At 63.7% G+C, this 25,430-nt stretch carries 21 protein-coding genes; 12 read left to right on the top strand and 9 right to left on the bottom strand.

All coding sequences use genetic code 11. The annotated features are described in order from the left end of the window. Nucleotides 1-2: 2 nt before the first annotated feature. Genes LOKO_RS00330 through LOKO_RS00315 form a run of 4 tightly spaced genes read right to left on the bottom strand, consistent with a single transcriptional unit; the run spans nucleotide 3 to nucleotide 5,720 of the window. The gene (locus LOKO_RS00330) at nucleotides 3-2,876 is read right to left on the bottom strand and encodes an FAD-binding and (Fe-S)-binding domain-containing protein (protein WP_083517351.1); all 2,874 of its coding nucleotides are present in this window, start codon (nucleotides 2,874-2,876) and stop codon (nucleotides 3-5) included. Beyond that, nucleotides 2,873-3,541, bottom strand: coding sequence for a LutC/YkgG family protein (locus LOKO_RS00325; RefSeq protein WP_066443515.1), 669 nt, complete (start codon nucleotides 3,539-3,541; stop codon nucleotides 2,873-2,875). Before LOKO_RS00325 ends, LOKO_RS00330 begins: the two co-directional genes overlap by 4 nt. After that, nucleotides 3,538-4,968: a LutB/LldF family L-lactate oxidation iron-sulfur protein gene (locus LOKO_RS00320; protein WP_066443512.1), complete on the bottom strand. Its 1,431-nt coding sequence runs from the start codon at nucleotides 4,966-4,968 to the stop codon at nucleotides 3,538-3,540. The genes LOKO_RS00325 and LOKO_RS00320 overlap by 4 nt, the downstream gene beginning before the upstream one ends. Next, nucleotides 4,965-5,720, bottom strand: a complete 756-nt coding sequence (locus LOKO_RS00315) for a (Fe-S)-binding protein (RefSeq protein ID WP_066443510.1) — start codon at nucleotides 5,718-5,720, stop codon at nucleotides 4,965-4,967. The genes LOKO_RS00320 and LOKO_RS00315 overlap by 4 nt, the downstream gene beginning before the upstream one ends. A 374-nt stretch (nucleotides 5,721-6,094) precedes the next feature. Between LOKO_RS00315 and LOKO_RS00310 the strand changes: the two genes are divergently transcribed. From LOKO_RS00310 to LOKO_RS00300, 3 genes are read left to right on the top strand one after another with little or no spacing between them, the layout of a single operon-like run. Continuing rightward, complete coding sequence (locus LOKO_RS00310; protein WP_066443507.1) at nucleotides 6,095-6,868, top strand: GntR family transcriptional regulator; 774 nt, start codon at nucleotides 6,095-6,097, stop codon at nucleotides 6,866-6,868. 12 nt (nucleotides 6,869-6,880) lie between these two features. Then, complete coding sequence (locus LOKO_RS00305; protein WP_066443504.1) at nucleotides 6,881-8,806, top strand: ATP-binding protein; 1,926 nt, start codon at nucleotides 6,881-6,883, stop codon at nucleotides 8,804-8,806. Then, a complete protein-coding gene (locus LOKO_RS00300; protein WP_066443501.1) occupies nucleotides 8,799-10,181 on the top strand; it encodes a sigma-54-dependent transcriptional regulator in 1,383 nt (460 codons plus the stop codon). Before LOKO_RS00305 ends, LOKO_RS00300 begins: the two co-directional genes overlap by 8 nt. Here LOKO_RS00300 and LOKO_RS00295 read toward each other — a convergent pair. From LOKO_RS00295 to LOKO_RS00285, 3 genes are all read right to left on the bottom strand, one after another. Next, nucleotides 10,157-10,828 carry a metal-dependent hydrolase gene (locus LOKO_RS00295; RefSeq protein ID WP_066443500.1) on the bottom strand — a complete coding sequence of 224 codons (672 nt, stop codon included), beginning with the start codon at nucleotides 10,826-10,828 and terminating at the stop codon, nucleotides 10,157-10,159. The genes LOKO_RS00300 and LOKO_RS00295 overlap by 25 nt on opposite strands. Before the next feature lie 95 nt (nucleotides 10,829-10,923). Continuing rightward, nucleotides 10,924-11,472: a gamma carbonic anhydrase family protein gene (locus LOKO_RS00290; RefSeq protein ID WP_066452138.1), complete on the bottom strand. Its 549-nt coding sequence runs from the start codon at nucleotides 11,470-11,472 to the stop codon at nucleotides 10,924-10,926. Nucleotides 11,473-11,508: 36 nt separating this feature from the next. Then, nucleotides 11,509-12,849: a sodium-dependent transporter gene (locus LOKO_RS00285; RefSeq protein WP_066443497.1), complete on the bottom strand. Its 1,341-nt coding sequence runs from the start codon at nucleotides 12,847-12,849 to the stop codon at nucleotides 11,509-11,511. A 170-nt stretch (nucleotides 12,850-13,019) separates the two neighbouring features. Between LOKO_RS00285 and prlC the strand changes: the two genes are divergently transcribed. From prlC to LOKO_RS00255, 6 genes are all read left to right on the top strand, one after another. Next, entirely contained in the window at nucleotides 13,020-15,071 is a 2,052-nt protein-coding gene (gene prlC / locus LOKO_RS00280) for an oligopeptidase A (protein WP_066443495.1), read from the top strand. A 78-nt stretch (nucleotides 15,072-15,149) separates the two neighbouring features. Then, a complete protein-coding gene (locus LOKO_RS00275) occupies nucleotides 15,150-15,395 on the top strand; it encodes a YheV family putative zinc ribbon protein (protein WP_066443493.1) in 246 nt (81 codons plus the stop codon). 47 nt (nucleotides 15,396-15,442) lie between these two features. Beyond that, nucleotides 15,443-17,131 (top strand): Na/Pi cotransporter family protein, encoded by a 1,689-nt coding sequence (locus LOKO_RS00270; RefSeq protein WP_083517350.1) that lies wholly within the window; start codon nucleotides 15,443-15,445, stop codon nucleotides 17,129-17,131. 239 nt (nucleotides 17,132-17,370) lie between these two features. Continuing rightward, a complete protein-coding gene (locus LOKO_RS00265; protein ID WP_066443490.1) occupies nucleotides 17,371-18,354 on the top strand; it encodes a TAXI family TRAP transporter solute-binding subunit in 984 nt (327 codons plus the stop codon). A 91-nt stretch (nucleotides 18,355-18,445) separates the two neighbouring features. Next, on the top strand, nucleotides 18,446-20,605 hold the full coding sequence (locus LOKO_RS00260) for a TRAP transporter permease (RefSeq protein WP_066443486.1): 2,160 nt from the start codon (nucleotides 18,446-18,448) through the stop codon (nucleotides 20,603-20,605). A gap of 111 nt (nucleotides 20,606-20,716) precedes the next feature. Then, the gene (locus tag LOKO_RS00255) at nucleotides 20,717-21,796 is read left to right on the top strand and encodes a TAXI family TRAP transporter solute-binding subunit (RefSeq protein ID WP_066443483.1); all 1,080 of its coding nucleotides are present in this window, start codon (nucleotides 20,717-20,719) and stop codon (nucleotides 21,794-21,796) included. A 66-nt stretch (nucleotides 21,797-21,862) separates the two neighbouring features. On the opposite strand, the gene sodC is transcribed toward LOKO_RS00255, so the two are convergent. Next, nucleotides 21,863-22,399, bottom strand: a complete 537-nt coding sequence (gene sodC, locus LOKO_RS00250) for a superoxide dismutase family protein (protein WP_066443481.1) — start codon at nucleotides 22,397-22,399, stop codon at nucleotides 21,863-21,865. Nucleotides 22,400-22,474: 75 nt separating this feature from the next. Next, nucleotides 22,475-23,314 carry a methylenetetrahydrofolate reductase [NAD(P)H] gene (gene metF, locus LOKO_RS00245; protein WP_066443473.1) on the bottom strand — a complete coding sequence of 280 codons (840 nt, stop codon included), beginning with the start codon at nucleotides 23,312-23,314 and terminating at the stop codon, nucleotides 22,475-22,477. Between the two features lie 206 nt (nucleotides 23,315-23,520). On the opposite strand from metF, the gene LOKO_RS00240 reads away from it, so the two are divergent. The 3 genes from LOKO_RS00240 to LOKO_RS00230 all read left to right on the top strand — a co-directional run bounded on the left by LOKO_RS00240 (nucleotide 23,521) and on the right by LOKO_RS00230 (nucleotide 25,404). Beyond that, nucleotides 23,521-24,486 (top strand): AEC family transporter, encoded by a 966-nt coding sequence (locus tag LOKO_RS00240; protein WP_235588904.1) that lies wholly within the window; start codon nucleotides 23,521-23,523, stop codon nucleotides 24,484-24,486. An 88-nt stretch (nucleotides 24,487-24,574) separates the two neighbouring features. Beyond that, a complete protein-coding gene (locus tag LOKO_RS00235) occupies nucleotides 24,575-24,934 on the top strand; it encodes a DUF6152 family protein (RefSeq protein ID WP_066443465.1) in 360 nt (119 codons plus the stop codon). 5 nt (nucleotides 24,935-24,939) lie between these two features. After that, on the top strand, nucleotides 24,940-25,404 hold the full coding sequence (locus LOKO_RS00230) for a hypothetical protein (protein WP_066443460.1): 465 nt from the start codon (nucleotides 24,940-24,942) through the stop codon (nucleotides 25,402-25,404). Nucleotides 25,405-25,430: the final 26 nt, after the last annotated feature.

Genomic DNA, 25,430 nt, shown 5'->3' with positions numbered 1-25,430 from the left:
TCTCAGCTCGCCGCTTGCTGCCGGCTTGCCCGGTCAAGCAGCGACAGGATCGAACGATAGGGGATCCCTCCATGCAGCGCCAGCCCGATCTCACAGGTCTTGGAATTCGAGTAGCCCGCATCGCAATCTGCCACCTGGGCGGCCAGCCCCTTCAGCGCCGAGGCATTGAGCTCCGGCGTGGAAAGTCCCTTATCACCGGCGAAGCCGCAGCAGGTGATCTCCGCCGGCACCACCACCTCACGGGCACAGGCCCTGGCCAGCGCCACCATGCGCTCGCCAAGCCCCATATGAGTACTGGAGCAGGTGACATGTACCGCGACGCGCTCATCCAGGGGTGTGAGCTCGAGCCGTGGCAAGAGGTGGTCATGGGCGAAGGCAACCGGCTCCTGCACTGACAGACGCTCATCCAGGCGTGATTGCATATGCAGCACACAGGGGCTGGTGTCGCTGATGATCGGATAGCGACCGTTCTGGCTGGCCACCAGCAACTCGCGATTGAGTTCACGGGCCTTGTGGGTCGCCTCGTCGAATTGCCCCTTGGAGTGAAACGCCATGCCGCAGCAGAGATGGCCCGTCATCTCGGGCAGTATCACCTCGAAACCCGCCCGCTCCAGCAGCGACAGGGTTATCTCCATGATCGAGCGGCTCTCGGCATCGCCATGGGTGGCGCCGAACACTCGAGTCGCACAGGAGGGCAGGTAGACCACCTTGTCCTTTGACCCATCAGCGGGTGAACGCTGCTTGAGTACACGTATCGGTGCCGCCTTGGGCAGGGTGGGCACCCACTGGGGCACTCGGTTGCCACTGACCTTCGTTATCGTACCGCTGACGCGGGAGAGTCCCTTCTCGCCCAGCACCGCACGGCCAACGCCTGCCATGTTCAGCGCGCCCCGGGCAACACGCGTCACCCCGGAGAAGTGGCGCCCCACCCGCCGCGACAGATCGGCATGCTTCGCCAGTCGCTCATGACGCATCTCCCGGATCAGCTCACCGGTATTGATACCCACCGGACACTGGGTGGCGCAGAGGCCGTCGACGGCACAGGTCTCGTCGCCGGCGTAGCGATAGTCGCGGCGCAAGGTGGCCAGCCGTTCGGCATCCTCCCCGTCGATGGCATCGCCCAGCGCCTCGAGCCTTGCCATCTCACGGGCAATGACGATGCGCTGGCGCGGCGTGAGGGTCAGGTCCTTCGACGGGCAGACGTGCTCGCAGAAACCGCACTCGATGCACTTGTCGATGATGTCATGGGCCGCCGGCAACGGCTTGAGGTTCTCCAGGTGCAATGTCGGGTTGCGGCTGAGGATGACCTCGGGATTGAGCAGATTCTCTGGGTCGAACAGCGCCTTGATCTGCCACATCAGGGCGTAGGCTTCGGGCCCCCACTCCAGCTCGACATAGGGCGCCATGTTGCGTCCGGTGCCATGCTCGGCCTTGAGCGAGCCGCCGTACTCGACGCCGACCAGCTGCGCCACTTCGTCCATCAGAGCCTGGTAGCGCTCTACCTCGCCGGGCTTCTCGAAACCCTGGGGGAATACGAAGTGCAGGTTTCCTTCCAGGGCGTGACCAAAGAGGATGGCCTCCGGATAGCCATGGCGATGGAAGGCATCGGTCAGCGCCTGAACGCCTTCGTCGAGGCGCTCGATGGGGAAGGCCACGTCCTCGATGATCACCGTCGTGCCGATGTCACGCACCGCGCCCACCGCGGGAAAGAGGCCCTTGCGAATCTTCCAGTAGAGCTCGTAGATACCCTTGTCGCGGGTGAAGGTAACGGGCTCCAGGGTGTGAATGCCCTCAAAGATGTCGTGCACCGCCTGAAGCCGCGCTTCGAGTTCGCCCTCGTCATTGCCGCGTACATCGATCAGCAGCGCCGCCGCTCCTTCCGGCAGCGTCTTCAGCACCTCTGGCATTCCCGGCTTGCGCTCCACCGAGCGCAGCGCGGCGCGGTCCATCAGCTCCACCGCGGAAACCGGTGCCGGCTTGAGGGCGATGGTCGCCCGGCAGGTGGTGGCCATATCCGGCAGGAAGAGCAGAGCCGCGGCCTTCAGCGGCTCATCCACCACGGTGTCATAGGTGATGGTGCTGATGAAGCCCAGCGTCCCTTCGGAGCCGATCATCAGATGCTTGAGGATCTCGATACCGTCGGTGAAGTCGACCAGGCTATTGAGCGCATAGCCGGTCGTATTCTTGAGCCGGTACTTGTGACGTATCTTCTCGGCCAGGGGCGCATTGGCCCGGGTCTCGGCGGAGAGCCGCTCAAGCCCTTCGACGAGCTCGGCATGGCTACGCCGAAACGCCTCACGGCTGGCCGGGTCGGCGGTGTCCAGCCGGGTGCCGTCGGCCAGGATCACGCGGATATCGCGTACCGTACGATAGCTGTTCTGTGCCGTACCGCAGCACATGCCCGAGGCATTGTTGGCCGCGATACCGCCGATCATGCAGCTGCCGATGGAAGCCGGGTCGGGGCCGATTTTACGGCCGAAAGGGGCCAGAACCTGGTTGGCCCGGGCGCCGATCACCCCGGGCTGCAGGCGGATCGCCTGCCCACCCTCGAGGATCTCATGGCCGCGCCAGCCCTGACCCATCTGGATCAGCACGGAGTCGGTAACCGCCTGGCCGGAAAGCGAGGTGCCGGCGGCACGGAAGGTCACCGGCAGCCGGCGGGAACGACACGCCGCCAGCACTGCCATCAGCTCGTCCTCGCTCTCGGGGCGCACGATCAGTTTGGGAATCAGACGGTAGAAGCTGGCATCGGTGCCGTAGGCTAAGGTGCGCAGCGGATCATCGATCAGCCGCTCGGCGGGCATGATCTCGAGCAGCTCGCTCTTCAGATCATGCCAGGCCTCGGGCGTGGCCGGGTCAGGGGTTGCAGGCGTCATGGGCGCTCCTCGGCATGGCGTACAAGCACGATCAACTCACGGGGGCCGTGGACCCCGTAGGCCAGGGTCTGCTCGATGTCGGCGGTCTTGCTCGGGCCAGAGACAAGCAGGGCATTGGTGGGCATGCCGCCGGCCCAGCCATGGGCCTCGATCACGTCGAAGAAAGTGTCCTCGATAGTGTCGGCATCCAGCACGGCGATGTGTATTGGCGGCACCAGGCTGATCAGGCGGGGCTCATCCGGGGTGGGCCACAGCCAGAGGCTGCCGGTCTCGGCGATGCCGCCACGAGTGGAGGTCAGGCCGGCGTCTGTGGTCTCAAACTGCTCCAGCTGCCACTCCTCTACGTCACGATCGGCGTCGATCAGGGTCACCTCCCCTTCGGCCAGGGCGGCTCGCGCCTCGGCGGCAACCGGATGCTCACGTCCCAGGGCGAGACGGCGAATGCCCTTGGCTTGCAGCAGTGCCACCAGATCGGTTGTCCAGCTGTCACGGGTGGTATGGAGCACCTCCCCATGCACGGAGCTGATCCAGCGTTCGAAGCGCTCGAGACGCTCTTCGGCACTCCAGCCACGTCCAGTCACTACGCCAAAATCGCTGTCAGGTGCCGTGAGCGGGCCATCGGTGCGCTCACGCAGGCGCTTGAGAATGTTATCGCGGGCGCTCATGACTCACCCTCCCCTTCCCGGCGGTGCGACTTGACCAGCGCATGCAACGAGCGCTTTGCCAGCTTTGGCGCGGTGCGGTATTGCGTCCAGGGTCCCAGCTTCGATGGTGTCAAGGCGCGCAGCTTCCCAGCCATCGTCAAGCTTCCCCGCCAGGCCGAGGGATGGGTCGCCAACCACTGCCAGGTTTTCCAGGCAGCCACCTCTTTCTTCGTGCGCTTTACCCCGGCGCCGTGAACGTTGCCACGCCCTTCTCCCACCGCCTCGCGGCGCAGGCGCACCAGCAGGTCGGGAATCGGGATCTTGACCGGGCAGACCTCGCCGCAGGCACCGCACAGGCTCGATGCTGTCGGCAGGTCCTTGGTTTCCTCGAGCCCCAGCATGTGGGGCATCAGGATGCTGCCGATGGGACCGGGGTAGGTGGTGCCGTAGCTATGACCACCAACGCGGGTATAGACCGGGCAGTGGTTCATGCAGGCGCCACAGCGGATGCAGCGCAGGGTATCGAGCAGCTCATCGTCCTGATAGATGCGGGAGCGTCCGCTGTCGACCAGCACCAGGTGGACTTCCCGGGGGCCATCATGCTCCCCCGCCTTGCGCGGACCCGAGATCATGTTGAAGTAGGTGGTGACATGCTGGCCGGTGGCCGAGCGAGTCAGCAGGGCATAGAGCGGCGGCACATCGCGCAGGTGCTCGACCACTTTCTCTATGCCCGTCACGGCAATATGAACCGGGGGCACCGTGGTGGTCATGCGGCCATTGCCCTCGTTCTCCACCAGGCAGAGAGTTCCCGTCTCGGCCACGGCGAAGTTGACTCCCGAGACACCCACGTCGGCATTCATGAAGCGCTCACGCAACTGGGCCCTGGCGGCAGCGGTCATGTAGTCGACATCACGGGTGCGGTCGGTCCCCGTCTTATCGTGCATGATGTCGGAGATCTCGTCGGTATTGAGATGGATCGCCGGCATGATGATATGCGAGGGTGTCTGCTCGTTGAGCTGTACCAGGTACTCGCCGAGGTCCGACTCGAGGGCCTCGATGCCGGCCGCCTCCAGGTGGGCATTGAGGTGCATCTCCTCGGAGACCATCGACTTGCCCTTGATGACCGATTTCGCGCCATGCGATTCACACAGCTCACGAATGATCCGGCATGCCTCCTCGCCATCTTCCGCCCAGTGAACCCGGATACCGTTGGCCTCGCAGTTCGCTTCCAGTTGCTCCAGCAGGTCGGGCAGCCTGGCCAGTGCCCGCAGGCGAATGTTGGCGCCCAGCTCGCGCAGGGTCTCCAGGTCCCAGTCGCTGAAGACATCGCGACGCTTGGTCATCAGGCCATCCATGGCTCGGCGAAAGTTGGAGCGGATCTGCGGGTTGCCCAGGGCATCATGGGCCTGGCGGTGAAAGGCCCGCGGCGTATAGGTCTCGACAGTCATGAGGTTCTCCGCCACAGGTAGCTGGCGATATGCTCGCCCTGGATCGCCTTCTTCTGGTGTTCGAAGCGGCCGTTGATGTTCATCAGGCAGCCGCAGTCGGACGAGACGAAGTGGCTGGCGCCCGTCGCTTCGATGGCCTGGACCTTGTCTTCCACCATGGCGGCAGAGACTTCGGGGTGACGAACGGCAAAGGTACCGCCGAAACCACAGCATTCGGCAGCCCGCTCCTGCTCCACCAGCTTGACCTGGCCAAGCCTGGCCAGCAGCATCGGTCCTGTCTCGGCCAGCCCCATCTCTCGTCGCGCACTGCAGGAAGTATGCATCGCCACCGTTTCAGCCCGACCACGATCGTCGAGCTGGAGATGGCAGACATGAACCAGGTATTCCGTGAGCTCATACACCCGGCTCGCGACCTCACCGGCCAGTGACTCCTGATCGGTGCCGGCAAACAGCTGCGAATAATGGGTCCGCATCATGCCACCGCAGGATCCCGAAGGAACGATGATCGGCCAGGGCTCCGGGAATAACTTGAGCTGTGCCGCCGCCACGGCACGAGCCTCGCTCTGGTAGCCGGAGGTATAGGCCGGCTGTCCGCAGCAGGTCTGGTCTTCGGGAAAGAGTACCTCGATGCCTTCGCGCTCCAGCAGCCGAATGCCATCCAGACCCGCTTCGGGGTAGAACATATCGACGAGACAGGTGCCGAAGAAGTAGACCTTTTCTGACTTGGGGGGATAGAGCTTGACTGGCGTCATGAGGTGCCCTCACGGTCGGCCCGCGCCATGCTGCGGACTGCGGTAGGAATTGCTGTGTCACACAACTGTTTATTGTCTTTGGATGACGTCGAAACTTCGCACAGAGTTTGCTTTGCTTCTCTTCACTCGGTAAATTGGTAATACCAATTTACCGAGTGAGAAAAAGGCACATTAGGGCTCGGCATACACAGTGTCAAACGACACGCCACGTTTTGCCGTGCCGAAAAGACTATACTTTGGTCGATGTAATTAATTCAACTACAGCAAGCCTATGATAGTTAGCCAGATTTCTGTGCCTTATTCTGATTGCATCGTAGCGTCAATCGGGCCAATATTGGTCAGACCAATTATAGTCGCCCGCCAGGAAAACCTGCATGTCCTACCATACCGTTCGCCAACCCAAACTGGCCGATGTTATCACCGAACGTCTCGAAGCCATGATTCTCGAGGGTAGCCTCAAGCCGGGGCAGCGGCTCCCGCCGGAACGGGAGCTCGCCGAGCGCTTCGGTGTCTCCCGCCCGTCGCTGCGCGAGGCCATTCAGAAACTGGCCACTCGCGGACTTTTGACCAGCCGCCAGGGTGGCGGCACCTTCGTGACCCGCGAACTCAACAGCGGCTACAGCGACCCCCTCCTGGACATGCTCTCCCGCCATCAGGAATTCCATCTGGACCTGCTGGAATTTCGCGATGCCATGGAGGGCATATCGGCCTACTATGCCGCCTTGCGCTCCACGCCAGCCGACAAGGCCATGTTGATCAAGCGATTCGACGAGCTGGAAGCCTGTTTCGCTGGCCGCAACCCGGCACTTGAAGCCAAGGCCGATGCAGCCTTCCATCTGGCGATCGCGGAAGCGGGCCACAATGTGCTGCTGCTGCATACCATTCGCGGTATCTTTCACCTGCTGGAAAAGAGCATCGTCGACAACCTGGCCCACCTGTTCGAAAAACCCCAATCTCGTCCGTTGCTGATGAAACAGCACCGTGCCCTGCTGGATGCCATACTCGAAGGCCGGGCCGAAGACGCACGAGCTCGTGCCCATGAGCATCTGGTCTTCGTCGAGGAGGAGTTGCTGGAAATGGAGCGTGCCGAGACTCGGGCCCAGCGGGCCCTGCGACGTGCCCAGGCACTACCCGAAATCCCGAGCTGAGGACATTCCCGTTTGAAAGGTCCGCATCGCCCACCGAGAATTTCTCGCTCCCTGCGCCGACTGTTGCTGCTGCTGATACCGCTGGGCCTGGTCATCGTCGTGTGGCAGGCATCCCAGACCGCCCGCGAGCAGGTCCTGCAGAACATGGTGCGAGAGGCCGAGAATGAGCTGCGCCTCTCTGCCTCTGGCCTGGAAGGCCACCTGACGCGACATGACTATCTCCCTCAATTGCTGGCTTCACGCGAAATGGTAAGGCGATTCCTGGCCAACCACTGGAACCAGAATCCCATGCCGCTGAACCTGCTGCTAGACCAGTTCCGCGCCATCGCCGATGTCTCCGATGTCTACCTGCTGGATCGCATGGGCACGACGCTGGCGGCCAGCAACTGGCATCTGGAAAACACCTTCATTGGCCACAACTACGCCTTCCGCAGCTATTACCAGGACGCCATCGAAGGCCAGCGCGGCCGCTTCTTCGGTCTTGGCACCCAGTCACTGGAGCGAGGCTACTACTTTTCGGCCCCGGTATGGCTCGATGATACGGCCCCGGATGCCCAGCCCTATGGGGTGATGGTCATCAAGGTACTCCTCGATGCTGTCGAGGAGGGCTGGGCAGAGCAGGACGCCGAACTGCTGGTCACCGATGCGGATAACATCATCTTCATGGCCAGCCGGCCCGAACTGCAGATGACTGCGCTCTACCCTCTCTCCGAACAGGAGCACCAGTCTCTGCTTGCCACCCGGCGCTATGCTGACGAGCCGCTCTCCCCGTCGGGCATCGAGGCATACGAATACCGGGAAGACGGGAGTCGCCTGGTACGGTTCGCCGATGGCCCCCTGGCCGAAGGCAACTATCTTGGCCTGACCCGGCATATGGAGGAGCTCGGCTGGAACATGCATATCCTCAAGCCGCTCGACCCGGTAAACAATGCGCAGTGGCTGGCCGCGCTGCTTGCCGGGGGCCTCTATGGCGTGGTCGTGCTGGCCGGCGGAGTCGGCTGGCAACGTCTCAGGCTGCGTCGCGAGCGTGAGCTGTTCGCCGAACGCGAACGCCGCACCCTTGCCCGCGCCAGGGACGAACTCGAGCGCAATGTGGAACACCGCACCCGTGACCTGGTGGAAACCAACCGCCTGCTCTCCGACGAGATCGAGGAGCGCCGTCGGGCCGAGGAGAGCCTGCGCCAGACCCAGGATGAGCTGATCCAGGCGGCCAAGCTCGCCGTCCTCGGCCAGCTTGCCGCCGGTATCAACCATGAGCTCAACCAGCCACTGGCTGCCATCCGCGCCTATGCAGAGAACGCCAGGGCCTTCCTCGCCCGCAGCCGACAGGATGCCGCCGATGCCAACCTGGCTCAGGTCGTCGAGCTCACCGAACGCATGGCGGAGATCAGCGCCCAGCTGCGCCAGTTTTCGCGCAAGAGCGGCGGCGCCATGACCGCCGTTTCGGTACAGGCCTGTATTGACTATGCGCTGCGCCTCTACCAGGCACGGCTGCGCAGCAGCGAGGTGGAGATCATACGTCACTGGACTGATGAAGCGATCTGGGTCCATGCCGATCTGGTCCGCCTCGAGCAGGTGCTGGTCAACCTGATCGGCAATGCCCTGCAGGCCATGGCCGACACCCCAGAACCAAAGCTGACTCTCGCTATCGATGCCGACGACCGCCACGTGCGTATCAGCGTTGCCGACAACGGGCCGGGCATACCCGAGGAGCACCTGTCACGCATCTTCGAGCCCTTCTTCACCACCAAGACACCCGGTAGCGGACTGGGGCTAGGGCTTTCGATATCGTCACGCATCATCGACGACCTGGGGGGGCGGCTCAATGCCGCCAACCTCACTGGTGCCGGCGCCCTCTTTACCATTACCCTGACCCGTGACGGCGATCCCGAGAGATCCCGCCTCGCACAGACCCAGGAGCCAACCTCCCATGCATGACCCGGCGGCCGCACCGGTACTGATCGTCGATGATGAACCCCATTTGCGCATCACAGCCGGCCAGACCCTGGAGCTGGCCGGCTACCTGCCCGAGCCTCACTCCAGCGCGGAGAGCGCTCTGGAAAAGCTCATGCCCGATTTTCCCGGCGTCATCGTCAGTGATATACGCATGCCCGGGATGGACGGCATGGCCCTGCTGAAAGAGGTACGCCTGCGCGACCCCGACCTGCCAGTCATCCTGATCACCGGCCACGGTGACATTTCCACCGCCGTGGAGGCGATGCGGGAAGGCGCCTGGGACTTCCTGGAAAAACCCTTTGCCGGCGAGCGCCTGGTGGAGATGGTGCGCCGCGGCGTCGACAAGCGCCGCCTGAGCCTGGAGAACCGCCGGCTCAAGGCCGAGCTGGAAGCGCAGCAGGCCGCTCCAGGCCCGCGCCTGGTGGGGCGCACCCTGGCCATCCAGCGCCTGGCCTCCATGATCCAGCGTATCGGCCAGGTCCAGACAGACGTTCTGCTGTTCGGCGAAACCGGTACCGGCAAGGACCTGGTGGCTCGCGCCATCCATGAGCGCAGCCCACGCGGCGGACACCCGTTCGTCGCCATCAACTGTGGGGCGGTACCGGAAAGCATCATCGAGTCGGAACTGTTCGGTCACGAGAAGGGGGCATTCACCGGCGCCGTGGAGCGCCGTATCGGCAAGTTCGAACATGCCAACGGCGGCACCGTCTTCCTCGACGAGATCGAGTCCATGCCCCTGGCGCTGCAGGTCAAGCTGCTGCGTGTACTGCAGGAGCGCTGTGTCGAACGGCTGGGCGCCAATGAACCGGTGCCGTTGGATATCCGGGTCATTGCCGCCACCAAGGTCGACCTCAAGGTCGCCGCCGAAGAGGGCCACTTCCGCGAGGACCTCTATTACCGCCTCAATGTGGTCACCCTGCCGATTCCACCGCTGCGGGATCGTCGTGAGGACATCCCTTTGCTCTTCCAGCACTTCGCTGTGGTCGCGGCCAATCGCAGCGGCCTGGAAGCGCCCCCCCTCGACACACGCGGCATTTCGGCGCTGATGGCCCATGACTGGCCGGGCAATGTTCGCGAACTACGCAACCTGGCCGAACGCTACGTGCTGCTGGGTTCGGCCTTCGACTATCGCCTCGACGACCTGCTCGAAGGCGTAGAGACCACCGGCGCCGATCTCGCCCTGCCGCAACAGGTAGAGCTGTTCGAAAAGAGTCTTATCAGCCAGTCACTGGCCAGCCACCGAGGCCGCATCAACGAGGTCTGCGAACACCTGGGCCTGCCACGCAAGACTCTCTACGACAAGCTGAAGAAATACGGCCTCAAGGCCGAAGACTACCGCCATAAGGTCAAGCCCTGAGCGACCAGCTCGCCCAATACCGACCAGGACGGCAGCCAGGGCACCAAGCCGGCCACCATCAGCAACATGACAAGGGAGTTGCCTGGAGCACGGTAGTCGAACAGCTTGAGCGCCGTGCCGAAGGAGCGCTTTAGTCGCGCCCCGGAGAGATCCACGCTATAGAGCTCGTCCAGCGCGAGATGGATCAGATAGCCCAGCGCCAGCGCCAGGCCCTGAGCCCAGGCCAACCTACCCTCCTGGGCCAGGAAGTGGTAGCCGGCCACGCTGGTCGCCAGTCCGCACAGCACGGCGGCCAGCAGCGAATGCCAGATTCCGCGATGCACGGAGAAGCGCTTGAAGATCGGGCTCAGCACGTGGCGCACCCCGACGTAGAGTCCTCCACAGACCATCAGCAGCGCCCCCGGCTCGAGCCGGGCGTGCAGCAACAGGACTCCGATCACCACTGCCAGGACGGCCATGGTATTGAAAATCAGGCGAACGGCATGGGATTGATCGGCATCGATATCGGGCAGGATACCGCCGAAGGCAGTCAGCGCTGCCAGCGGCAGTGCTTCCGCCGGCGTCCAGAGACCACTCTGCCAGCCGGTGACAGCCAGCAGAACACCGCCACCCACGGCGGCACTGAGGTGGGTGCGAAAATCGGCCATGCCGGGTCGGACTCCCTGAAGCCTTGGACAAGAAATACTGGATAAATTACCAGATTATCGCCCAGCTCGGCATGAAAAAACAACGTGTTAGAGGGTTATTCCTGTGCTGCCAGGTACTCATCCTTGAGCTTCACGTAGTTGCCCGCGGTATAGGGAAAGAAGGCACGTTCGCTCTCTTTGATCGGCCGCATCGCCCTGGCCGGATTGCCGGCATACACATGCCCGCTCTCCAGACGCTTGCCTGGCGTCACCAGCGCCCCGGCGGCAATGATGACCTCATCCTCGACCACGGCGCCATCCATGACGATGGCCCCCATGCCTACCAGGATGCGGCTGCCCAGCGTGCACCCGTGCAGGACCGCCTTGTGGCCGATGGTCACGTCATCGCCGATGGTGAGCGGGAAGCCATCGGGATTGAAGTCGCTGGCATGGGTGATGTGCAGCACGCTGCCATCCTGGACGCTGGTGCGCGCCCCGATACGAATGCGGTGCATGTCGCCACGGATGACCGTCATGGGCCAGACCGAACTGTCGTCGCCCAGCACCACGTCGCCCAGCACCACGCTGGACGGGTCCACATAGACCCGCTCTCCCAGACTCGGGGTCACACCCTTCCAGCTGCGAATAGGGTTCCCTGCTTGCATCTCGCCTCCCTTGACCAACACGTTGGCCATCACATGTCATAGCAGCCCGGCAGCCAGCACCAGGGCCGTCAGCGGAATCGAAACCCAGCGTACCACTCCCAGCCAGAGGCGAAAGCCCGGCTCGCCGACACCCAGGGCATCACGGGCGGCCGCTCTCGGCATGACCCAAGCTGCGAAGATGGCTATCAGCAGGCCCCCCACGGGCAGAAATATCTCGGTGGGAATGGTCGTCACCAGGTCGAAGACGTTCATGCCCGCCAGCGGACGCCATTCGGCCAGCGTCGAAAACGAGAGTACCGACAGCAACCCCACCAGCCACACCGATACGCCGATGACCGCAGCCGATTGGCCGCGCCCGAGCCCAAGGCCCTGCAGCGTGGCGACCATCGGCTCGGCCAGGTTGATCGACGACGTCCAGGTCGCCAGCAGCAGCAGCAGGAAGAAGGTGCTCAACCAGAGCGCGCCCCAGGGCAACTCGGCGAAGGCAATCGGCAGCGTCACGAACATCAGGCCCGGCCCCTCGGCGGGGTCCATGCCCTGGGCGAACACCACCGAGAAGATGGCAATACCCGCCAGCAGAGCCACGCCCACATCGAGAGTCGCCACCGCGGCGGCGGCACGGGGCAGGCTCTGCCGCTCGGGCATGTAGGCACCATAGGCCATCAATGCACAGGCTCCCACTGCCAGGGTGAAGAAGGCGTGACCCATGGCATGCATCACGACGAGGGGCGTTATCATTGCGAAGTCGGGCTGAAACAGCCACGCCAGGGCCGGCCGGAATCCTGCCGTGGTCGCCGCATAGCCGGCCAGCAGCAGAAGGAGCAGATAAAGCAGCGGCATCAGAAGATTGTTGAGCCGCTCGAGCCCCTTGGCCACGCCGGCGGCCACCACACTCATGGTCATGAAGAGGAAAAGCGTGTGATTGAAGGTCATGCGCCGTGGGTCGGCAAGAAAGGCGTCGAAGCCAGCCCCGATCTCGGCGGCGCTGCGCCCCACGAAGCTGCCGTTGACCGATGCCACCAGAAACTCGATCGACCAGCCCGATACCACCGAATAGAACGAGAGAATGCAGAACACCGTAAAGGCGCCGAAGAGCCCCAGCCAACGCCAGTGGCTGCTGGCACCGGCAGCTGAGGCAAGATGCCCCAGCGACTGCATCGGCGAACGGCGGCCAGCGCGCCCGACCAGGATCTCGGCCATCATCACCGGCAGCCCCAGCAGCAGCACGAATGCCACATAGAGCACCAGAAATGCGGCCCCACCGTTCTCACCCGTGATATAAGGAAAACGCCAGATATTTCCGAGCCCTACGGCTGCACCGGTCACCGCCAGGATAAAGGCTCGCCGGGTACTCCAGCGCTCCAGGGTTGCGTTCATGCCGTCGGCCTCTGCTTCGTGAAGGCCGCAAGCCTATCAGGCCGGCTCGATGGCACCAACTCCCTCGATACCCCATGATGCATTGAAACCCAGCCTGTCCGGCCGCATCTAAAGCCAATCACGTCTTACCCTGACGACTATCAACCATCAGCCCTGTCCACGAGGTGTGCATGTCCCACAATCCGCTGCTCGACTCCCACGACCTGCCACCCTTTGCCGATATTGCCCCGGCCCATGTGGCACCCGCCATCGAAAAGCTGATTGCGGAAAACCGTGCAGCCATCGAGACGCTGGTTGCACAGGCAGAGCAAAAGAGCCCGACCTGGGAAAGCCTCGCCGCTCCCCTGGAGGCCCTCAACGATCGCCTCTCCCGGGCCTGGTCGCCGGTCTCTCATCTCAATGGCACCATGAACACACCCGAGCTTCGCGAAGCGTATCAGGCCTGCCTCGGCCAGCTTTCCGACTACAGCACCTGGCTTGGCCAGCACGAAGGCTTGTTCCGGGCCTGGCAGGGGCTGAAGGAGGGCATTGACTGGAACTCGCTGGATGAAGGGCAGCGCCGCAGCATCGACAATACCCTGCGCGACTTTCATCTCGCCGGCGTCGACCTCCCTGTGGAGAAGAAGCGTCGCTACGGTGAGATCAAGTCGCGGCTCTCCGAACTATCGAACACCTTCTCCAACCAGCTGCTGGATGCCACCCAGGCATGGCACAAGGACATCGACGACGCTGCCCAGCTGGCCGGCCTGCCGGAGAGCGCCCTGGCGACGCTTGCCGCCAACGCTGAGGCCAAGAATGCGCGCGGCTATCGCATCACCCTGGACTTTCCCAGCTTCTATCCGGTGCTGACCTTCGCCGACGATGCGTCGCTGCGCCGCGAGGTCTACACGGCCTTCGTCACCCGCGCCTCCGACCAGGGACCCAACGCCGGCGAATACGACAACGCACCGATTATCGAGGAGACCCTGCGGCTGCGAAGCGAACTGGCCGAATTGCTCGGCTTTGCCACCTATGCCGACTACTCACTGACCACCAAGATGGCCGAGTCGCCAGAACAGGCGATCGATTTCCTGAACGACTTGGCCAGGCGCGCGGTGCCCCAGGCCCACAAAGAGTTCGAGGAGCTGGCTGAATTCGCCCGCAGCGAGCTGGGCATCACCGAGCTGGCTCCGTGGGATGTGGGCTATGTCAGTGAGAAGCTTCGCGAGGCTCGCCACGCCATTTCCCAGGAACAACTGCGCCCTTACTTTCCGGCTCCCCGGGTGGTGGATGGGTTGTTCCAGGTCATCGAGCGGCTCTATGGCGTCACGTTTCAGGAGGATGACTCGGCCCCGCGCTATCATCCGGAGGTACGCTATTTCCAGATCCTCGAGCATGGCCAGGCCATCGCCGGCTTCTATTTCGACCTTTACGCCCGAGAAGGCAAGCGCGGCGGCGCCTGGATGGACGAGTGCCGGGTGCGACGCTGTCGTGAAGATGGCTCCCTGCAGCTGCCAGTGGCCTACCTCACCTGCAACTTCACCCGCCCGGTGGGCGACAGGCCAGCCCTGCTGACCCATGATGAAGTCACCACCCTGTTCCACGAATTCGGGCACGGGCTGCATCATATGCTGACCCGTCAAACCGTAGCCGATATCTCCGGCATCAACGGGGTTGCATGGGACGCCGTGGAACTACCAAGCCAGTTCATGGAAAATTACTGCTGGGAACGCGAAGGGCTGGCCCTGATTGCCGGCCACGTCGACACCGGGGAGCCACTGCCGGCCGAACTGCTGGAACGCCTGCAGGATGCCAGAAACTTCCAGTCGGCCATGGGCCTGGTGCGCCAGCTCGAATTCTCCCTGTTCGACCTGCGCCTGCATCATGAGCTGGCCGCCCCCACTGCCGCCGATGTGCAGGCCTTGCTCGACGACGTGCGTGCCGCCGTCTCGGTGGTGCCCCGGGCCGATTTCAACCGTTTCCAGAACGGTTTCAGCCATGTCTTTGCCGGTGGCTACGCGGCGGGTTACTACAGCTACAAATGGGCCGAGGTGCTCTCCGCCGATGCCTGGAGCGCCTTCGAGGAAGCCGGGATCTTCGACGTCGAGACCGGCCAGCGCTTTCGCCACGAGATTCTCGAGCAGGGTGGCGCCCGGGATGCCGCCGAGCTGTTCCGGGCGTTCCGGGGCCGCGAACCCAGCGTTGAGCCGCTGCTGCGTCATAGCGGAATTCATGCCGCCTGACCCGATACCACGTCACTCGGGTATCATCGACCGCCATCGGGGCATGTCCGCCCCGTTGGCTGACATATGGGAGTTTCCATGGCCGTTCAGAAACGCTTTATCGCCGGCGCCATCTGCCCTCGCTGCGCCGAGATGGACCGCATCCGCGCCTGGGAGCAGAACGGCATTCGCTATCGAGACTGCGTCAACTGCGACTTCTTCGAGCAGGCCGCCATCGCGGACGATGCCCACGACGAGCTGGAAACCCGGGTCAACCGGGAGCGTGAGGAACAGCGCAACGACACCATTCAGACCGTCAGGATTCTAGATCCCAAAGGGCGCTGATCGTGCCTCGCAGGGACACAGCAGCCAAGGGAGCTCTACCCGGGGAAATGCGCCGCCGCCTGGCGCTGTTCGGGCTTTTCGCGGCAACGGCACTGCTGCTCGCACGACCTGATCTTGCCACCCTGGCGGCAGGGCTTGGCCTGTTCCTGTGGGGCATGTCCCATTTGGAAGAAGGGGTCAAGCGACTCTCCGGCGGCACGCTCGATCGCTGGCTGCACAGCGCCACCCGAAGCCCCGCGCGAGCCATTGGCATGGGCGCGCTAGCCACGGCTCTGGTACAGTCCAGTTCGCTGATCACGCTGCTCGCCATGTCCTTCGTCAGCGCAGGGCTGATAACCCTGGCCGGTGCGATTGCCCTGCTGTTCGGCGCAAACCTGGGCACCACCACCGGCGCCTGGCTCATCGCCAGCGCCGGTCTGCGCTTTGACCTGGCTCACTACGCCATGCCACTGCTGGCGCTCGGGCTGCTCGGTAGCCGTCTCTCACGCGGGGTTCTTTCCGGCATTGCCGGCCTGGTGCTGGGTATCGGGCTGCTTTTCCTGGGCATCGATTTCATGAAACTGGGCTTCGAAACCTGGCAGGACGGGCTCAGGCTCGACGGCCTGGGTGGGGACCAGCTGTGGCACTGGCCACTTTTCGTGTTGTTCGGCATCATCGCCACCGTGGTCATGCAGTCAAGCCATGCCACCCTGCTGCTGACCCTGACCGCCCTCGCCTCGGGGCAGCTTCCCTATCTGCCGGCCCTGGCCATTGCCATTGGTGCCAATGTGGGGACCACGGTAACAGCGGTACTTGGCGCCTTGGCCGCCGGGGCAGCCGCGCGCCGCCTGGCGGGCGCCCATGTGGTCTTCAACCTTGTCACTGCCGCCATCGCGCTGCTGCTCCTGATGCCCCTTGCCTGGCTGGTCGACGGCATTGCGACAGTCATCGGGATGACAGACACGGCCTGGCCACTCAAGCTGGCGCTTTTCCATACGCTTTTCAATCTGCTGGGTATCGCGGTGATGCTGCCGCTGATTCCCCGCCTGGCGAGTACGCTGGAGCGTAGCTTTCCGGAGCCGACTCGCCTGCCCCCCGCCCAGGCCCGCTATCTCGACAAGGCCGCACTGGAGCACGCCGATACCGCCACAGCCGCCATGGAGCAGGAGTGTCAGCGCCTCAATCGTCGCGCCTATCATCTCCTCTGCACCGCCATCCTGATGCCCAGCGCCGATGTCATCGGCCACCCACCGCAGCGTGAAGCCGTCGAGGCACGTATCGACCCCGACACCTGGCCTGCAGTCAATGCCCGCTACCAGGAGCGGATCAAGCCGCTTCTGGCCGAAATACTCGCCTTTCATTCACAAATCGATACGCCCCTTACCGACAAGCAGCAGACACATCTGGACAACCTTCGGGACCAGGCACTGCGTATGGTGGAGGCAGTACGCTTCGGCGAAGTGTTGCAGAGAAGTCTGCTGCGCCATTCGGCGAGTACCAGTCCCCTTCGAGAAGCCCATGACGAGCTCCGCCTCGCCCTTGCCCTTGGCCTGAACAGGCTGGCCGAAGCGCCCGAGGCTTCAGATATCGGCGACCCGGTACAGGCCGTTCGCTACCGCTGGCAGCATGAGCTGGCCGAGCGACTCCGCCAGCAACGGCTGGATCCATGGCTTGCCTCGACGCTGATGAACGACCTGCACCAAGCAAGCCGGCTGATTGCCGCACTGATCCACTCGCCCCCCGATCCGGCAAGGTAGTGTGTGCGAATATCCGCACACCTCCCTGCCCTACTCGTGCGGTTTTCCAGCCAAAGCGACTGGCACCACTTTCGACCTTAGTCGACAAGACTTTTCACAAGCTCTTGAGCGAATGGCATTTTCCTTCTCAAGGCATGCCGATTGCCTATACTGGGTGTTGTACGCCAGATTTCTCGAGCGTTCGTTCTCTTCACGAATGCGTAACGCTCTCATAACGACAACTCGATTGGAGTGACACCATGCGAAACGCAGCATCCAAGCTGATCGTAACCTCCTGCTTGAGCGCCGCTCTGGTAGCAACCGGCGTCCAGGCCGATGACCGCGAAGACTGGCCCCGCAGCCTGACCGTGGGTACCGCCAGCCAGGGCGGCACCTACTACATTTACGGGTCAGGCTGGGCCAACATGGTTGGTGACGCCATCGGCGTCTCCTTCGGCGCGGAAGTGACCGGCGGCCCGGTGCAGAATGCCACTCTGGTCCAGATGGGTGAGCACGACTTCGGCATGGTCACCATGGGCCCGGCCTACCAGGCCTGGATCGGTGAGAGCGAGCTGGCGCCGGGCGTCGATCACACCGACATCCGTGCCGTCTTCCCGATGTACCAGACCACCCTGCAGATCATCACCCTGCAAGGCTCCGACATCACTTCCGTCTCAGACCTGGACGGCAAGACCGTGGGCGTAGGCCCGGCCGGCGGCACGTCGGACATGTACTACCCGCAGCTGTTCGACAAGCTCGGCCTCGACGTCGACACCCGTAACGGTGGCGCCTCCGACCAGGCAGGCCAGCTTCAGGATGGCCTGATCGATGCCTTTGCCTTCGCTGCCGGCGTGCCGATCTCCGCCTTCAGCCAGCTCGAAGCCCAGGCCAACGTCAACATCTTCTCCTTCTCCGAAGACGAGATGGGACAGTTCCTGGACGACTATCCCGAGCTGTCGCCTGCGGCGATTCCAGCATCCGTCTACAACAGCCTGGAAGAGGACCTGCCGGCCGTCTCGATCTGGAACTTCGCCATCACTCATAAGGACATGCCGGAGTCGCTGGTCTATGAAGTGACCAAGACCGTGATGGAGAACCAGGAGCGCATGCAGCAGATCCACGGTGCCGCGCGTGAGACCGTGCCCGAGAACTTCGAGCACAACACCTTCCTGCCCTGGCATCCGGGTGCTGTGCGCTGGTTCGAAGAGAACGGCTACGACATCCCGGAAGACCTGCGCGGCTGAGTTCACTCAACGCACCAACGACGCCGGCCTTAGGGCCGGCGTCAACGCCTCGCCCCTAGGCAGGCCTCCGTAACCTTCTAGGCACTCCGGCATGACTCACGAAACCCAACCCAACGAAGCCGCCACCAAGATTGGCACAGATGGGGTCGCTGACATTCCCATCGCACATAATGAGCGGGTACTCTCCGGCCTCGTCGGCCAGACGGTCTTCGCTGCCTGTGTGCTGTTCACGGCCATGCACCTCTATGCGCTCAATGTCTCTCCCATCGAGACCTGGACATTTCGCATCATTCACGTGGCAGGCGGCCTCGCCGTCGGCTTCGCCATCACCGCGGCCATGACCCTGGATCGCAGCCCCGAACAGGTACGCATCAATCGCCTCGAGTGGTTTGCCCTGATTCCCGCGGCGGCTGCCATTACTTATGCCACCTTCACGATTCTCTATGCCTGGTATATGCGTGAAACCGGCACACCGCCCGCCAACTGGCTGGTCGTACACCTGAGCTGGTCGCTGGTATTCGCCACCACCATTGCCCTGGTCAGCAGTTGGGTCTGGAGGAGCTCCAGCCGCTCCATCCACTGGGCCGATGCCATTTTGATCGTCGCTTCGATCCTCGTTGCCGCCTATCTGGTTCTCGTGCTCAATCGCTGGCGCATGGCCGCTGGCACCCCGTTTGCCGGCCAGACCGAATTCATGATCGCCGCTGTGGGCGTGGCCCTGATCATGGAACTGACCCGTCGCGTGGCAGGCCTCGCTCTGATCATCATAACCGGTGTCTTCCTGATCTATGCCTTTGCCGGACCCTACCTGCCGGGCCTTCTCGAGCATCGCGGCTACTCGGCGTCACGCTTCTTCACCTATCTCTACACCGACAACGGCATCCTCGGCCCAACCACGGCCGTATCGTCGACGTACATTATTCTCTTCATCACCTTTGCCGCCTTTTTGCAGGCCTCCAAGGTGGGTGACTATTTCATCAACTTTGCCTTCGCCGCTGCCGGCCGCGCCCGGGGTGGCCCGGCCAAGGTGGCAGTCTTCGCTTCCGGCCTGATGGGCATGATCAACGGCACCTCCGCCGGTAACGTCGTAGCCACCGGTTCGCTGACAATCCCGCTGATGAAGAAGGTGGGCTACCATCCGCGCAGTGCCGGCGGTATCGAGGCGGCCGCCTCCACCGGTGGGCAGATCGTGCCGCCGATCATGGGCGCCGGCGCCTTCATCATGGCCGAGATCACCGGCATCCCCTATACCGAGATTGCCGTTGCCGCGCTGATTCCCGCCGCGCTCTACTTCCTCTCCATCTACCTGATGGTCGACCTGGAAGCACGCCGCGACGGCATGGAGGGCATGAGCAAGGACGAGATCCCGCAGTTCCGCAAACTGGTCAAGCAGGTCTATCTCTTCCTGCCCATCATCATCCTGATCGGTACCCTGTTCATGGGCTACTCGGTGATTCGCGCCGGTACCCTGGCCATGGTCAGCGCCGCCGTCGTCTCCTGGTTCACCCCGCACTGGATGGGGCCCAAGGCACTGCTCAACGCCCTGTCGCTGGGCGCCCGCATGGCCATACCGCTGATCGCCGTCTGTGCCTGTGCCGGCATCATCGTCGGTGTCATCTCGCTGACCGGGGTCGGCGCCCGCTTCGCCTCCATGCTGCTTGGCATCGCCGATGCCAGCCACCTGCTGGCGCTGTTCTTCGCCATGTGTATCTCGATCCTGCTGGGCATGGGCATGCCCACCACCGCGGCCTACGCCGTCGCGGCCTCGGTGGTCGCCCCCGGCCTGCAGCAGATCGGCATTCCACCGCTGGTCGCCCACTTCTTCGTGTTCTACTACGCGGTGCTATCGGCGATAACGCCACCCGTGGCACTGGCGGGCTATGCCGCCGCGGCCATCGCCAACACGGATCCGCTGAAAACGGCCATGACCTCCTTCAAGTTCGGCCTGGCCGCCTTCATCGTGCCCTTCATGTTCTTCTACAGCCCGGCGCTGCTGATGGACGGAACCTGGATGCAGATCCTGCGCGTTGCCATCACTGCCGCAATCGGCATCTACCTGCTGGCCGCCGCCGTTCAGGGCTGGTTCCTCAACGGCGTGGCCAACCTCGTTCAGCGCGTCCTGCTGCTCGCGGCGGCGCTGTCGATGATTGCCGGCGGCTGGATGACCGACCTGGTCGGCCTGGGCATCGGGGGGCTGGTCTTCCTGTGGCAAGCCGCCGCCCTCAAGGCCAAGCCCGGCGTCTCGAACTGAGTCCTCGACTCGACTGAGCCCTCAGCTCGAACGCCAGCAAGCCCGGCGGGGGCGGCATCCGCCGCTCCGGCCGTTTTGTCAGCAAGACCGCACAAACACAGGAGGCAAGCCATGGCTAGCTTACGGTGTAAGATCCTCCCCCTCCTTGCCGCTGGCAGCCTGTTGGCCAGCACTCTGCTGGCCGGCAACGCCCTCTCCGACGAGCACGGCGACTGGCCCGAGCGAGTCCACCTGGGTACCGCCTCCCTCGGCGGCACCTATCAGGTCGTTGGCGACGGCCTGGTGACCCACATCAGCGACAAGCTGGACGTACTTGCCTTGTCCCAGGCCACCGGCGGGCCCTACCACAACATGACACTGGTCCATACGGGAGAAGCGGAGCTGGGCCTGGTTACCCTGGGTCCGGCCCGGGAGCTGTGGGACGGAGAGGGCGTCGCCGCTCCCGGCGAAGAGATGCGCAACGTTCGCGCCCTCTTTCCCATGTACCAGACACCCTTCCATGTGGTGACGATGGCCGACTCGGGGATCGAGAGCATCGAGGACCTGAGCGGCAAGCGGGTCGGCGTGGGTCCCATGGGCGGCACCTGTGCCGCCTACTGGCCACAGTTTCTGGACGCACTGGGCATCGAGGACGTCCACCTGCAGTACGCCGGGGCCAATCACCTGGCGGACTACCTGCCGTCGCGGCTCAGCGATGCCTTTGCCTTCTGTGCCGGCCTGCCGATCCACGCCTTCCAGCGCCTCGAGCGCAACCATGATGTGCACATGTTCGGGCTGACCGAGGACGAGCAGGCCACGCTGATGGAGACCTTCCCGGTCGCCTCGTTCGAGATCCCCGCCGATACCTACGCGTCCATGGATGCTCCCCATGCGTCAGTGGCCTTCTGGAACTTCGCCATCGGCCACAAGGACCTCCCCGAGAGCTTTGTCTATGCGTTGATGAAGCTGGTACTGGATGACAGCGAAACCATGGAGGCGATCCACCCTGCGATGGCTGAAGCCAGGGCGGAACACCTAGACAAGAACGACGTGCTCTGGTTCCACCCCGGAGCGGTGCGCTATTACGAGGAGCAAGGCCTCGAGGTACCGACTGCCATGCTGCCGCCGGAGATGCGCCCGGAGGAGGAATCGGCAGACATCGCCGACGCTGACGCCATCGACGAAGCAATACCAACGGACACCACCGACTGACCCCCGGCACCACAGCAGACGGCCCCGCCTTGGCGGGGCCGTCTGCTGTGGTCATGCTGCCGGCCGTCAGAACTCGACCGTGCCGCAGGCCATGCGATCACCACCACCGCCAAGGTGAGGCTCGTCCGAGTAGGTGTCGCCACCTACATGGATCATCAGGCTGCGCCCGTCCATGTGGTCCAGGCTGAGTCGCGGCGCCAGCACCGGCAGGGTGGCTTCACCCTCCTCATTGACGACCAGTACCGGCAGATCACCCAGGTGGCCGTCGCCATAGGGGCCCTGATGGGTATCGGTATCGTCGGGATCATAGTGCCCGCCCGCCTCGCCGGCCGCGGTCATCTCGCCATCATCGTTCTCGCTTGGCTCGCAGCTGGCATGCTCATGCACGTGAAAGCCGAGGACACCCGGGGGCAGCCCCCTCAAGTCGGGCGTAAGCAGCAGGCCATCGTGGCTCTCTTCCAGCGTGATGGTACCGATGGCCTCCTCGATACCATCGGTGCTGACCAGATGCATCTCGACGTCATGTCGATCGTCGGCGTGGCTGGCACTGGCGGCCAGCAGAAGGGAGGCGGCAGCGACTCCCGGTAGAATGGCATTGCGCATCTAGCGTCTCCTGTTCCTGATTCCATGGACATGCATGGATCAAGCTAGACGCTGCAATGACAGCCAGCCAGTACCTCAGCTCAAATTGTCGAGGATACGCAGACAGGGCGCCGCCTGGTTGAGCGTATAGAAGTGCAGGCCCGGTGCCCCGCCGTCCAGCAGGCGCTGGCACAGCCGTGAAACCACTTCCTCGCCGAAGGCCGCGATGGATGCGCTGTCATCGCCATAGGCCTCGAGCTGCTTGCGAATCCAGCGCGGGATCTCTGCGCCGCAGGCGTCGGAAAAGCGTGCCAGCTTGGTGTAGTTCGTGATCGGCATGATGCCCGGGATAATGGGCGCCTCGACGCCCAGCGAACGCGCCCGATCCACGAAGTGGAAATAGGCATCGGCGGTGAAAAAATACTGGGTGACGGCGAGGTTGGCGCCCGCCTGCATCTTGCGCACGAAGTTCTCCAGATCCTTCTCGAAACTGGGCGCCTGGGGGTGTGACTCCGGATAGGCCGCCACTGCGATCTCGAAGTGATCGCCGGTCTCCTCACGGATGAACTCGACGAGCTCGTTGGCGTAGCGCAGCTCGCCGATGCCGCCCATGCCTGAGGGAAGATCCCCCCTCAGCGCCACCAGGCTGTCGATGCCCTGCTCACGATAGCGATGCAGCAAGTCACGCAGCTGGGCTTTCTCGCTGCCGATACAGGAGAGATGCGGGGCGGTGGTGATGCCCGACTCGCGCACGGTCTGCACGGTATTGAGGGTGCGAGCCTGAGTGGAACCGCCGGCGCCGTAGGTCACCGAGAAGAAGCGCGGGTTGCGTTCGGCAAGGGCATCGCGCACGCCCATCAGCTTCTCCCGCCCAAGGTCGGTATTGGGCGGAAAGAATTCGTAGCTGATACCCAGCGGGTGTGCCTGCGTGCTCATCGGTCACTCTCTCTTCGTTAGCCGGCGAGGCCAGAATGGGCCGCGCCACGATGTATTGTTCACTCTGGTGCGAGTCCAGGCTCACCATTTTGCCGACACGCCCCCGGGGTGACCAATGAAAGTTTCCGCACCTATGCATTAGCAACGGTCATGTTGAGCGCTGCGGTAGAGACTCCACGCTGACAACAGTGAAGATGGCAGGCATCATGGCTGCTTTCGACAAGGGATTGGCAAGGACGATGATCGACCCCGGCGCCCTGATGGGCCCTCTCTGGACACTGCTGGCCTTCGTCGGCCTGGGCTGGCTGGCGGCTCGACACCTGGCCGTGGACCCACGCCCCATCGCCACGCTGCTGATCTACCTCATCGCCCCGCTGACCTTCTTTCGCGGGCTCACACTCGGCGGCCCGACACCGGGGTACCTGCTTCTGACCCTGGCACTGTTCGCGCTGGCCAGTCTGATGGCTATCCTCGTCAATCAGGTGGGCAAGCGCTTCCTCCCCGCCCAGGAGAGCGCCCTGCTGGCCTTTTCGGCCGGCACCGGCAACACCGGCTACTTTGGCCTGCCGGTCGCCATGGTCCTGCTGCCCCCCGAAGGCGTGACCCTCTACCTGTTCTGCGTTCTCGGGGTCACCCTCTACGAGTTCACGGTGGGCTTCTACCTCAGCGCCCGTGGGCAGTTTACGGTCCGCCAGAGCCTGATCAAGATTACTAGGCTGCCGCTGATCTACGCCTTCCTCGCCGCGCTGCTGTTCAGCGGCCTGGGGCTGACGGTACCTGTCGCGATGATGGACGGGCTCGCCGTGTTCCCGGCTACTTATACTCTGCTGGGCATGATGATCATCGGCATGACCCTGAGCCGCGTATCGGTAAGGGAATTCGACGGCCGCTTCATCAGCGCCTGCGTGGCGGTGCGTTTCGGCCTCTGGCCCCTGGTCGCACTGCTGGCCGTGCTCGGTTTGCAGGCGTTCTTTTCACTGCCGATCGAGCTGGCCATGGCCCTGCTGCTGGTGGGGGTAGTGCCCATGGCCGCCAATGTGGTGGTGGTCGCCATGGAGCTAGGCATCCGGCCGGAGAAGGGTGCCATTGCGGTGCTGCTGACCACCCTGGCGGCACCGTTGCTGATCCCCTTCTATCTGGAGGGCCTGATACGCCTGACCGGGCTGGGGTGAAATAGGGCAGCCCACCCATCAGCCGTCTTGCAACCCATGCCGGCATGGCTAGCCTGTAAGGAAACCCCTGCACAGGAAGGAGAGGAACATGTCACGGCTATCAGGAGTCGGTTGGGGCGCCCTGTTGTGCGCCCTGCTGCTGTTCGTAAGCCCTGTCCAGGCACACCATGGCTGGATCGGTGGCGAGACCATCGAACTCAGCGGCACCATCACCTGGGTACGCCTGGGCAATCCCCACGGCGAGCTGACCCTGGACGTCGACGGGGAGGAGTGGACGGTAGAGGTGGGGCAGCCCTGGCGCAACGAGCGCGCCGGCCTGGAAGAGGGCGACCTGGCCGAAGGGGTGACCCTGCGCGTGTCTGGCGAACATGCCGCTGAACGGCTGCTCAAGGCCGAGCAGCTGTGGATCGGCGAAGAGCACTACGTCCTCTACCCCGGGCGCATCTAAGCACGATGGAAGAGCTGCTGACTCGGCTTGCGGCGACTCCGCTGGCCGAGTGGATGCGCCTGTCGCGGTGGGGCTATGCTGCGGTCAACACTCTGCATGTGCTGGGGATTGGCCTGATGATCGGCGCCATCGCTGCCCTCGACCTGCGCCTGATGGGGTGGCGCCGCGACCTCCCGCTTTCCGCACTGGCCCGGTTGCTGCAGCCGGTGGCTATCGGCGGGCTGCTGCTGGCCATCGCCATGGGTGGCATGCTGTTTCTCGCCGACCCCACCGGCTATGCCGGCATGCCGCTCTTCCAGCTCAAGCTGGGACTGATCGGCCTGGCGATCGCCAATGCCCTGCTGCTCAACCTGGGGCCGGGGCTGGCCAAGGCAACGGCGCTACGGCTGCGTATCAGCGGCGCACTGTCACTTGGCCTGTGGCTCTCCGCCCTGGTTGCCGGACGCTTCCTCGCCTTCGTCGATGGCTAGGCTTTGTCTGAAAAGTCGGCGAGCGA

This window comes from Halomonas chromatireducens, from assembly GCF_001545155.1.
Lineage (GTDB): Bacteria > Pseudomonadota > Gammaproteobacteria > Pseudomonadales > Halomonadaceae > Halomonas > Halomonas chromatireducens.
Note: the sequence above shows the minus strand (reverse complement) of the source record. Positions and strands in the feature narration are given on the sequence as shown.